Source organism: Rhizobium phaseoli, assembly GCF_001664385.1.
In the GTDB taxonomy this organism is placed as follows: domain Bacteria; phylum Pseudomonadota; class Alphaproteobacteria; order Rhizobiales; family Rhizobiaceae; genus Rhizobium; species Rhizobium phaseoli.
Window position 1 is genome coordinate 4,040,001 of sequence record NZ_CP013532.1, and the last position, 11,705, is coordinate 4,051,705.

General features: G+C 61.8%; 8 protein-coding genes (1 of these 8 only partly in view). 2 read left to right on the top strand and 6 right to left on the bottom strand.

The genetic code is table 11. The features are described 5' to 3' along the window. Nucleotides 1-1,023, top strand: the 3' portion of a protein-coding gene (locus AMC88_RS19355) for a M23 family metallopeptidase (protein ID WP_064825677.1). Its footprint begins 918 nt before the window's first position; only the last 1,023 of its 1,941 coding nucleotides appear in the window; its start codon lies beyond the left edge, outside the window; its stop codon occupies nt 1,021-1,023. A gap of 99 nt (nt 1,024-1,122) precedes the next feature. On the opposite strand, the gene clpB is transcribed toward AMC88_RS19355, so the two are convergent. From clpB to AMC88_RS19385, 6 genes are all read right to left on the bottom strand, one after another. After that, on the bottom strand, nt 1,123-3,723 hold the full coding sequence (gene clpB, locus AMC88_RS19360; RefSeq protein WP_004671816.1) for an ATP-dependent chaperone ClpB: 2,601 nt from the start codon (nt 3,721-3,723) through the stop codon (nt 1,123-1,125). Between the two features lie 251 nt (nt 3,724-3,974). Continuing rightward, nucleotides 3,975-4,685 carry a DUF4167 domain-containing protein gene (locus AMC88_RS19365; protein ID WP_012485357.1) on the bottom strand — a complete coding sequence of 237 codons (711 nt, stop codon included), beginning with the start codon at nt 4,683-4,685 and terminating at the stop codon, nt 3,975-3,977. Between the two features lie 343 nt (nt 4,686-5,028). Further along, complete coding sequence (gene prmC, locus AMC88_RS19370; RefSeq protein ID WP_064825678.1) at nt 5,029-5,889, bottom strand: peptide chain release factor N(5)-glutamine methyltransferase; 861 nt, start codon at nt 5,887-5,889, stop codon at nt 5,029-5,031. Further along, nucleotides 5,886-6,965: a peptide chain release factor 1 gene (gene prfA / locus AMC88_RS19375; RefSeq protein WP_037114101.1), complete on the bottom strand. Its 1,080-nt coding sequence runs from the start codon at nt 6,963-6,965 to the stop codon at nt 5,886-5,888. The genes prmC and prfA overlap by 4 nt, the downstream gene beginning before the upstream one ends. A gap of 29 nt (nt 6,966-6,994) precedes the next feature. Then, nucleotides 6,995-9,262 (bottom strand): phosphoenolpyruvate--protein phosphotransferase, encoded by a 2,268-nt coding sequence (ptsP, locus tag AMC88_RS19380; RefSeq protein ID WP_004671809.1) that lies wholly within the window; start codon nt 9,260-9,262, stop codon nt 6,995-6,997. Nucleotides 9,263-9,351: 89 nt separating this feature from the next. Further along, nucleotides 9,352-10,626, bottom strand: a complete 1,275-nt coding sequence (locus AMC88_RS19385) for an aspartate kinase (RefSeq protein ID WP_004671807.1) — start codon at nt 10,624-10,626, stop codon at nt 9,352-9,354. Between the two features lie 295 nt (nt 10,627-10,921). On the opposite strand from AMC88_RS19385, the gene ubiG reads away from it, so the two are divergent. Further along, a complete protein-coding gene (gene ubiG / locus AMC88_RS19390) occupies nt 10,922-11,668 on the top strand; it encodes a bifunctional 2-polyprenyl-6-hydroxyphenol methylase/3-demethylubiquinol 3-O-methyltransferase UbiG (protein WP_012485360.1) in 747 nt (248 codons plus the stop codon). Nucleotides 11,669-11,705: the final 37 nt, after the last annotated feature.

Consider the following 11,705-nt stretch of genomic DNA (forward strand, 5'->3'; position numbering starts at 1 on the left):
GACCTGGAAAAAGGCGACGTGCTGCGTATCGGCATCATCCAGAAGGGTGAACAGGCAAAGATCATCCGGGCGAGCGTCTATCGCGGCACCCGCCATCTGGTCACCGTGGCCGTCGACGACAAGGGCAAATATGTGCCCGGCAGCGAGCCGCCGATGCTGGATGCCATCGCCACGGCCTTCGATGACAATACCTTCGCCCCGGCGCCCGGGCAGAACTTGCCGCGCGTTTATGACGGCATCTTTCGCGCTGCCCTTTCCTACGGCATGACCAAGGATATGACCGCGCTGATCATCAAGCTGCTCGCCAGCAATGTCGATTTCCAGGCGCAGCTGCGACCGACGGATACGCTCGAGGCCTTCTTCTCCGTCGCCGACAGTGCTGGTCAGGCGACCGAGGATTCCGAACTGCTCTACGTCAACGCCCGCTTCGGCGATACGCAGACCCGCTTCTATCGTTTCCAGGATCCCGAGGACGGCACGGTCGATTATTTCGATGAGAACGGCAAGAGCATCCGCCAGTTCCTGCTGCGCAACCCGGTTCCGAACGGCATCTTCAAATCCGGCTTCGGCATGCGCCGGCACCCGATCCTCGGTTTCGCCCGCATGCATACCGGCGTCGATTGGGCCGCACCCCGCGGCACGGCGATCATCGCTGCCGGTAACGGTACGGTCGAGAAGGCTGGGTGGGATTCCGGTGGCTATGGCAACCAGACGATCATTCGCCATGCGAACGGTTATGAATCCTCCTACAATCACCAAAGCGCCATCGCCAAGGGCGTCGTGCCCGGCGCTAAGATTCGCCAGGGCCAGGTGATCGGCTGGGTCGGCACGACGGGCGAATCCACCGGCCCGCATCTGCATTACGAACTGATCGTCAACGGCACTAAGGTCGACCCCCTGCGCATTCGCCTGCCGGGCGGCAAATCCTTGCAGGGCGAGGCACTGGCAAAGTTCGAGGATGAGCGCAAGCGCATCGATACGCTGCTGAACAACCAGACACCGGATCAGGTGGCGAGCAAGTAATCGCCGTGGCGGCCGCCAGGCTGACGAACTGCCGGGGCGTCTCGGCCCAGAAAAAATGGCGGCCAAGGCCGCCATCTCTCATTCATCCGGCGGCTCAGGCTATGCCGCTTCGCTGACCGTCTGCCGGGTCCGGAACTGCAGCCGATCCGACCCGTTTGTCACTTTGACCGTCGATCCATCCGGCACCTGACCGGACAGAATCTGCTCGGCCAGCGGATCTTGCACGAACTTCTGGATCACCCGCTTCAGCGGCCGTGCGCCGTAGACCGGGTCATACCCCTTGTTCGCCAGCCAGTGGCGGGCTTCCTCATCGAGATCGATGACTATCTTGCGCTCCGACAGCAGGGCCACAAGCCGCTTCAGCTGGATATCGACGATCGCGCCCATCTCCTCGCGCTTCAAGCGATGGAAGAGGATGATCTCGTCGATACGGTTCAGGAACTCCGGCCGGAAATGCCCGCGCACGACCTCCATAACCTGTTCGCGAACCGTGTCGCTGTCGTCACCGTCCTTAAGCTGCGTCAGATATTCGGCGCCGAGGTTCGAGGTCATGATGACCATCGTGTTGCGGAAATCGACCGTCCGGCCCTGGCCGTCGGTGAGACGGCCATCGTCTAGCACCTGCAGCAGGATGTTGAAGACGTCTGGATGCGCCTTCTCGATCTCGTCGAACAGCACGACCTGATAAGGTCTGCGGCGGACCGCCTCCGTCAGCGCTCCACCTTCGTCATAACCGACATAGCCGGGAGGCGCGCCAATCAGCCGGGCAACGGAGTGTTTCTCCATGTATTCCGACATATCCATGCGCACCATTGCGGTTTCGTCATCGAACAGGAAGCGGGCGAGCGCCTTGGTGAGCTCCGTCTTGCCGACGCCGGTCGGGCCGAGGAAAATGAACGAGCCGATCGGGCGGTTCGGATCCTGCAGGCCGGCGCGGGCGCGGCGGACCGCGCGCGACACGGCCTGAACCGCATCGCCCTGGCCGATCACCGATTTCGCGAGCTCGTCTTCCATCCGAAGCAGCTTGTCGCGTTCACCCTCCAGCATCTTGTCGACGGGGATGCCGGTCCAGCGGGAAACGACGTGGGCGATATTGTCGGGGATCACCACCTCCTGAACCATCGCGCCGCGTTCGCCATCCTGCTTTTCGGCGTCGACCAGCTGCTTTTCGAGGTCCGGAATGACACCATAGGTCAGCTCGCCGGCACGCTGGAATTCACCCTTGCGCTGGGCAATCGCCAGCTCGTTGCGGGCGTCGTCAAGCTGCTTCTTGAGATCGGCGGCAAGGCCGAGCTTCTGCTTTTCCGCCTGCCAGCGGGCCGTCAGCGCATCGGCTTCCTCTTCAAGAGTGGTCAGTTCGGTCTCCAGCCGCTTCAGCCGGTCGGCGGACGCGACGTCGGTTTCCTTCTTCAGCGCCTCGCGCTCGATCTTCAGCTGGATGATGCGGCGGTCGAGCTCGTCGAGCTCCTCCGGCTTGGAATCCACCTGCATGCGCAGCCGCGCTGCCGCCTCATCCATCAGATCGATCGCCTTGTCGGGCAGGAAACGGTCGGTGATGTAGCGATTGGACAGCGTCGCGGCGGCGACAAGCGCCGCATCGGCGATGCGCACCTTGTGATGCTGCTCGTATTTTTCCTTGAGGCCGCGCAGGATCGAGATCGTATCTTCGACCGTCGGCTCGTCGACAACCACGGGCTGGAAGCGGCGGGCAAGCGCCGGATCTTTCTCGACATGTTTGCGATATTCGTCGAGCGTGGTCGCACCAACGCAATGCAGCTCGCCGCGGGCAAGCGCGGGCTTGAGAAGGTTGGAAGCATCCATCGCCCCATCGGCCTTGCCGGCGCCGACCAGCGTGTGCATCTCGTCGATGAACAGGATGATCTCGCCGTTTTCCGCCTGCACTTCGTTGAGCACGGCCTTCAGCCGCTCTTCGAATTCACCGCGATATTTCGCACCGGCAATCAGCGCGCCCATGTCGAGCGCCATCAGCTTCTTGTCCTTGAGCGATTCCGGCACGTCGCCATTGACGATGCGCAGCGCCAAACCTTCGACGATCGCCGTCTTGCCGACGCCCGGCTCGCCGATCAGCACCGGATTGTTCTTGGTGCGCCGCGACAGGACCTGGATGGTGCGGCGGATTTCGTCGTCGCGGCCGATCACCGGATCGAGCTTGCCCTCGCGGGCCTCACCGGTCAGATCACGCGCAAATTTCTTCAGGGAATCGAAGCCCTGCTCGGCGTTGGAGGAATCGGCCGTCCGACCCTTGCGGATATCGTTGATGACCTGGTTGAGCCCCTGGGCTGTGACGCCGGCATTCTTCAGCGTCGAATAGGTCGAGGCCGAGGATTCGATCGCCAGCGCCTGCAGAAGGCGTTCAACGGTGACGAAACTGTCGCCGGCCTTCTTCGCCGCCTCTTCGGCAGTCGAAAGCACCTTGGCAAGCGGCTGCGCCAGATAGATATTGCCGTTGCCGCCGGAGATCTTCGGCAACTTGGCGAGTGCCGCGTCATTGGCAAGGCGAGCAGCCTTGGCATCACCGCCGGCGCGCTCGATCAGCGACGCCGCCATGCCCTGATCGTCATCGAGCAGGACTTTGAGGATATGCTCGGGCGAAAATTGCTGATGGCCCTGCGCCAGCGCATAGGTCTGCGCCGACTGGATGAAACCGCGCACCCGCTCCGAATATTTCTCGATATTCATACTCCACCTCCATGGATCGCCCTGCCCTCACGAGGCGCAGACCGATGATTGAGATCGACCCCCTGAAAAGGCAGGCCGCGCTTGGCCCATTTGATTTGGGCGAAGCAGTTCGAGGAGAATATGGTAGCCTGTTTCAGGAGTTTAAAGAGCCCGCAAAATGAAAATCCCCGGCACTGGGCCGGGGATTTTTAAGCAAATCCGGGCAGATCATGTGAACGTCCCGCCTCTTCCCGAAGGAGAGGCGAGATCCCTCACTCCGATGTGGCGTCCGCCAGAACAGGCGCCTCGGCGGAAGCGCCCTCGCCTTCCGAGGCTGCATCGCCTTCTGCGCCACGCCGCGGGCGACGGGGACGGTTGCCGGCGCTGCGGCGGCGGGGCTGGCGTTCACGCGGCTGGCCGGCGGAACCTTCCTCATCCATCGCGACCTCGGCAGGAATGCCTTCGATCTCCGGCTGCGGGCCGGTTCCATCGATGACCTCGGGCTGAGGTGCCGCAGCGGGAGCCGGCTGCGGCTGTGCCTGCGGCTGGTGCTGCCGGCTCTGCGGCGGCTGGACGACGACGACATCATCGCCGTCATTATCGTTGGCATCAATATCGTCACTGTCGCGATCCGCCGCGTCGCGGTCATTGTATTCGCCGCGATCGTCGCGCTGGAAACGCTCCTGCATCTGCGCCTGGGCGCTGGCGATGATCCGATTGTAGTGTTCGGCGTGCTGAAGATAGTTCTCGGCCATCACGCGGTCGCCGGAGCTCTGGGCGTCACGGGCAAGCTGCGCGTATTTCTCGGCAATATGCTGGGCAGTGCCGCGAATTTTCACGTCGGGGCCGGAGCTGTCATAGGTCCGGGTCAGCGGATTGCCGCCCTTGCGGTTGAAATTGTTGTTATTGTTATTTCCACCGCCGCCATTGTTATTGTTGTTACCACGCCCTCGACCGCGCTTGTTTTGCTGTCCTGGCCTCATAGATCGTTCACCTGAATTTTCTGTTTGTGATGGATACATGGCACCAACCGCCATGACCGGAAAACCGGGTCAGGACCTTTGTGCCGCGAGCATACTGCGCCTCTGCGCCGACCTGCCGCTTGGTTCTCAAGTCAGTTTGACTGATTCACGCGTTGGGTCGTGTTCAACCGTTGAAACTCTCGTTTAAAAGAGCGGACCCCCGAGGCAAACCAAGTACCGAACGAATCTCGTTCATTCCTATCTGCCCAACACGTGTCCGCAACCTATATTGCTTCCCTGGGAAATCCAAGCCTTTTCTTCGCAATAACAATAATGTCCCGTCCAATGCCGGAATTATCGCCTTTTACGCGAGCGCGAACATGAGCGCCCTGTCGTTCTGACCATAATCTTTCACGGATTTGAGGCACCTGAAGCCTTTCGCTTCGAAGATCGCCGTCACATCATTTCGCTGATCATAGCCGATTTCCAGTCCGAGAACCCCATCGGGCCTCATGAACCTTGCCGCATCCTTGGCTATCGCATGGTAGGCGTCAAGCCCATCCGGGCCGCCATCCAGAGCCGCAACCGGATCAAATTTCGTCACTTCGGGAGCGAGATCGTGAATGACATTGGAGGCAATATAGGGCGGATTTGAGACAATCGCGTGAAAGGAGCCCCGGATGTTCTCGAACCAACTCGACTGTACGGCATGAAAGCGATCCTGCAATCCGTGTCTTTCTGCGTTTGATCTTGCCGTTCCAAGGGCATCCGCCGATATGTCGCTGCCGATACCTGACGCCTCAGGACATTCGCTCAAAAGCGCAAGGCATATCGCCCCGGTCCCGGTTCCGATATCAAGAATATGGAGATCGCCATGCGCCTTTGCAAGGTCCTTGAGATAGGCAAGCACCGTATCGACGAGGATTTCCGTATCCGGGCGTGGCTCCAGCGTTTCCGCCGAGAGCTGAAGCGGCAAACCGTAAAATTCCCGCTCGCCGAGAATGCGATGCACCGGCTCATGGCCGAGCCGGCGCTCGAGCGCCTTGGAAATCATCGCGATCTGGTCAGGAGAAAGTTTCTCGGCCGATCGCGTCAACAACTCGGTTGACGACTGCTTCAAGATCCCTGCGACAAGCAGCCGCGCATCGGTTGCCGGATCGGCGATGCCTGCCTCCGTGAAGCGGCGGCGCGCTTCGGCAAGCATATCGGCGACCGTTGCGCTCATAGCTGCTCGCCGAGCTGCGCCAGCTGGCTTGCCTGATAATCGGCCATCAGCGCATCGACGACCTCCTCGATCTCACCCTCCATCATCCGGTCGAGCTTATAGAGCGTCAGATTGATGCGATGGTCCGTCACGCGTCCCTGCGGAAAATTATAGGTGCGGATACGTTCCGAGCGATCTCCGGAGCCGACCTGGCTCTTGCGATCGGCCGAACGTTCGCTGTCGGCCCGTTGCCGCTCGGCATCGTAGAGCCTGGAACGCAGCACCTGCATCGCCTTGGCGCGGTTCTGGTGCTGCGATTTCTCAGAGCTGGTGACGACGATGCCGCTCGGCAGGTGGGTGATGCGCACCGCCGAGTCCGTCGTATTGACGTGCTGGCCGCCAGCACCCGAGGAGCGCATTGTGTCGATGCGGATATCTTCCGGCCGGATTTCGATGTCGATCTCCTCTGCCTCCGGTAGCACCGCCACCGTCGCGGCCGAGGTATGGATGCGCCCGCCAGCTTCGGTTTCCGGCACACGCTGCACGCGGTGGACGCCGGATTCGAATTTCAGCTTGGCAAAGACGCCGCGCCCGGTGATCGTCGCGATAATTTCCTTGTAGCCGCCGGCTTCGCCCTCGCTTGCCGAGAGCACCTCGACCTTCCAGCCCTTTTCGGCTGCGAAGCGCTCATACATGCGGAAGAGATCGCCGGCAAAAAGGGCTGCTTCCGAGCCGCCGGTGCCGGCGCGGATTTCCAGGATCGCGCTTTTTTCGTCCGCCGCATCCTTCGGCAGAAGCAGGATCTGCATTTCCTGTTCCAGCGCCTCGATCCGCTCCTTCACCTCGGGCAGTTCGAGTTCGGCAAGATCGCGCATCTCGCGATCCACCGCCTTGTCTTCGAGCAGTGTGTCGAGATCGGCAAGCTCGGCGACCGCCTTCTCGTAGGCGCGGATCTTCGTGACGACAGGCTGCAGCTCGGAATATTCGGATGCAAGCTTCACGTAGACGTCGGCGGCCGGGCCTGCCGACATGCGCGCTTCGATCTCGTCGAAACGGCGTTCCAGCTCGCGCATCTTTTCAACGGGAAGCTTCGCCACCCTTCACTCCGATTCTTCTTAATGTATGCCTAAAGGGGAATATTGTGGCTCTCGGCGAAGCGGGCAAGCACCTCGCGCATCGGCACCGTGGCGCTGTTGTCATCCAGCACTTCATTCATCGCCTTCGCCAGCGCGTCGACATCGAGCCCGAGCAGCATCGCTTTCACCGGCCCGATCGAGGCCGGCGACATCGAAATCGAGCGGAAACCGATGCCGAGCAGCGCCATTGCCGAAAGCGGCTTGCCGGCCAGTTCGCCGCAAAGCGTTACCGGCGTCTTGTTCCGATCGGCGCCGCGCACGATGTCGCGCAGGATGCGCAAAAACGGTTTGCCCAGCGGATCGAAGCGGTCCGACACGCGCGCATTGCCGCGGTCGACGGCCATCGCGAACTGGAAGAGGTCGTTCGAACCGACCGAAACGAAATCGACCGCCGCCATCAGCTCGTCGAGCTGCCACAGCAGCGCCGGCACCTCGAGCATCGCGCCGAATTGCAGCTTGCGCGGCAGCCCGTGGCCAAAGCGCGACAGATGCTGCACTTCCTTCTGCAGGAGCTCGCGCACCATCCTCAGCTCGGATACCTCGGTCACCATCGGCACCATCAGCTTCAGCTCGGTGTCGGCCGACGCCTTCAGCAGGGCGCGCAGCTGGGTGCGCAGCAACCCCGGCCGGTCGAGCGACAGCCGGATGGCGCGCCAACCGAGTGCGGGGTTTTCTTCCTCGTGGCCACGGAAATAGGGCACGACCTTGTCGCCGCCGATATCGAGCGTGCGGAAGGTTACAACGCGGCCTGCCGCCTGTTTGATCACATTGCGGTAGAATTGCTCCTGCTCATCCGCCTTCGGCATGGTGGAGGCGATCATGAATTGCAGCTCGGTGCGGAAGAGACCGATGCCCTCTGCACCCGATTCCGACAGCTGCGGCAGATCGACCAGAAGCCCGGCATTCATCATCAGCGAAATCCGCTGGCCGTCCTTGGTGACCGGCTCGATGGCCCGGAGCGCCCGGAACTGTTCCTGCCGCCTGGCGCGGAAGCGCACCTTTTCCTCATAGGAACGGCGATGATCGGCCATCGGCCGCAGATGCACATGCCCCTCGTCGGCGTCGATAATCACGGCATCGCCGTTCTCGGCGAGCGCCACCACGCCCGCCGCCTGGCCAATGACTGGAATGCCCATGGCGCGCGCGACGATCACCACATGGCTCGTCACCGCCCCTTCTTCCAGCACCAGCCCGCGCACATTGGCGCGCGGATAATCGAGCAGTTCCGCCGCCCCCATGGCGCGCGCCAGAATGATCGCGTCGTTGGGAAAACCTTCGGCCGTCGTCCGGCCGGTATAACCCGTCAGCTGTCGGAGCAGCCGGTTCGCCAGATCTTCGAAATCATGCATGCGTTCGCGCAGATAAGGGTCGGTCAACCGCATCATCCGCGCCTTGGTGTCGCTCTGCACCTTCTCGACCGCCGCTTCCGCTGTCAGGCCGTTGCGAATCGCCTCCTCGAGCTTGCGCACCCAGCCCTGGTCATGCGCAAACATCCGGTAGGTTTCGAGCACTTCGCGATGCTCGCCTTCCATCGAGACGTCGCGGCGCGACAGCATGTCGTCGATCGAGATCCTGAGCGACCCCATGGCCTCCGCCAGCCGGCGGATTTCCTTCTCGGCATCCTCGTTCAGCAGGTTGGTGACGACGATGCGCGGCTCGTGCAAGACGACATAACCGAGGCCGATGCCGTCATTATAGGTGTCGCCATCAATCGTCACCGAACGCGTCAGGTCGAGTTCGAGGCCCGGCTTGGTGATCTTCTTGAGCTCGCCGGTGGCGATCATCTCGGCAAGCACCATCGCCGTCGTTTCGAGCGCTTCCACCTCCTCGTCGCGATAGTTGCGGCTCGCCTTGTTCTGCACGACGAGAACACCCAGTGAGCGCCCGGTCCTCAAGATCGGCACGCCGAGGAAGGAATGGTAGATTTCTTCGCCCGTCTCCGGCAGGTAGCGGAAGGCCGGATGCGACTGCGCGTCGGAAAGGTTGAGCGGCTGCGCCGAGGCGGCGATCGTGCCGACGAGGCCCTGCCCCATCTTCAGCTGCGCCAGGTGCACCGCCTCGCGGTTGAGACCTTCGGTCGCGTAGAGTTCGAGCACACCGTCGGCGCGCAGCACATAGACGGAGCAGACTTCCGCCACCATGTTGCTGGCAATCTGTCGGACGATCCGGTCAAGACGATCCTGCGGCTCCAGCGGCTCTGCCATCAACTCGCGCAGCCGCCTGAGCAGCACGCGCGGACCGCCGGAAAGGTCTCTCATGGCGTCTCAAGCTCCCGAAACAACGCACTCTGTCCCGGCCGGCCTGCCTTCGTCTCCTCAACCTGAAGGGGCAGGCCGCCCGCTGGGAATCAATTCTTATCCAGACCGTAGCAGGAATGCAAAGTCCTGACAGCGAGTTCTGCATAGGGACCGTCAATCAGGATGGAAATCTTGATCTCGGAGGTGGTGATCGCCTTGATGTTGATGCCTTTTTCGGCAAGTGCGCGAAACGCGGTCGCTGCCACGCCGGCATGGCTGCGCATGCCGATGCCGATGACCGAGACTTTCACCAGCCCCGATTCGTTTTGCACGACGTCGTAGCCGATCTTCTCCTTATGGTCGCCGAGCACCTTGATCGCCTTCTCGACGTCGCCCGACGGCACGGTGAAGGTCATATCGGTCTTCGATCCGTCCTCGGAGATATTCTGGACGATCATGTCGACATTGATATGAGATTCGGCAAGCGGCCCGAAGATCGCAGCGGAGACGCCCGGCCGGTCGGCAAGACGGCGAAGCGAGATCTGAGCCTCATCCTTGGCATAGGCGATGCCGGTGACTACTTCCTGTTCCACGATTTCATCCTCGTCACAAATCAGCGTTCCGGGCGGGTTCAACAGATCGCCCATGCCCGGAGCATCGGGATCTTCGAAAGACGAGCGCACGAAGGTACGCACCTTGTGCACCATGGCAAGCTCGACCGAGCGCACCTGCAGCACCTTGGCGCCGAGCGAGGCCATCTCGAGCATTTCTTCGAAAGCGATCTTCTTCAGCCTGCGCGCCTGCGGCACGATGCGCGGATCGGTCGTGTAGACGCCGTCGACATCGGTATAGATATCGCAGCGATCGGCTTTGACAGCGGCCGCGATGGCCACAGCCGATGTATCCGATCCGCCGCGTCCGAGTGTCGCGATGCGGTTGTCGGGTCCCAATCCCTGGAAACCGGCGATGACGGCAACCTGCCCCTCGCCCATGCGCTTTATGATGTCGGAACCATCGATATCGAGGATGCGCGCCGCGCCATGGGCGTTGTCGGTGCGGATCGGGATCTGCCATCCCTGCCAGGAGCGCGCATTGATATCCATCGCCTGCAGCGCGATCGCCAGCAGCCCCGAGGTTACCTGCTCGCCGGAGGCGACGACTGCGTCATATTCCCGCGCATCGTAAAACGGAGAGTTGGCGCCGATCACCTTCGGCGTGCCCTGCACCCAGCCGACCAGCTCATTGGTCTTGCCGGACATAGCCGAAACCACCACGGCCACCTCGTGGCCGGCATCGACTTCGCGTTTCACGTGGCGGGCAACGTTCTTGATGCGGTCCAGGTCAGCGACGGACGTGCCGCCGAATTTCATTACGATGCGTGCCATATGCCTCTACCACGACTGGCGCCGGAAAACGGAAACCCGCACCCGGCATCACGAAAGCTCTGGGGCGGACCGCTTGGCGAAAGAGCCGAGTTACAATTTCTGGAACCGCTCTAAAAGCCCAGGCCTGTAAGGCCCCAAGTTGCGGCGTCTCTTAGCGAGTTTGGCCAGGGGAGGCAAGCGCGTGCGATAAAAGCAGTTGCCGGGCTGCTCCACGCCTGCCGGCCCCCTGGTCCGCGCCCCTTGACTTATGCTGCCGATCATCCGACTTCACATCTGACGAACGAAGGAGTGGACGATGACGGAAGGCGCCAGAAGCACGATCGACCAGGGTGAAGTGGACCGCTTCTCGGCGATGGCGGCGGAATGGTGGAGCCCGACCGGCAAGTTCAAACCGCTGCACAAGTTCAATCCCGTCCGCCTCGCCTATATAAGAGACAAGGCCTGCGCGAATTTCGGCCGCGATCAGAAAAGCCCTCGTCCGCTCGAGGGTCTGCGCGTCCTGGATATCGGCTGCGGCGGCGGCCTGTTGTCCGAACCGGTCGCCCGCATGGGCGCCTCCGTCGTCGGTGCCGACCCCTCCGACAAGAATATCGGCATCGCCTCGACCCATGCGAAAGCCTCCGGCGTCCCGGTCGACTATCGCGCCGTCACCGCCGAGGAGCTCGCCGAGGCCGGCGAGACCTTCGATATCGTTCTGAACATGGAAGTGGTCGAACACGTCGCCGACGTCGAGTTCTTCATGACGACCTGCGCGAAGATGGTTCGCCCTGGCGGCCTCATCTTCGTTGCCACCATCAATCGCACGATGAAGGCGGCAGCCCTTGCCATCTTCGCCGCCGAGAACATCCTGCGCTGGCTGCCGCGCGGCACCCATCAATATGAAAAGCTGGTGCGTCCGGAAGAACTGGAAAAGCCGCTTGCCGCAAGCGGCCTCGAGATAACCGACCGCACCGGCGTCTTCTTCAACCCGCTGTCGAACCAGTGGAACCTATCGAGAGATATGGACGTGAACTACATGCTGCTGGGGAAGCGGCCGGCTTGATTTCGCACTCATAAGCCGGCTACGTTTCGCAGCCAAA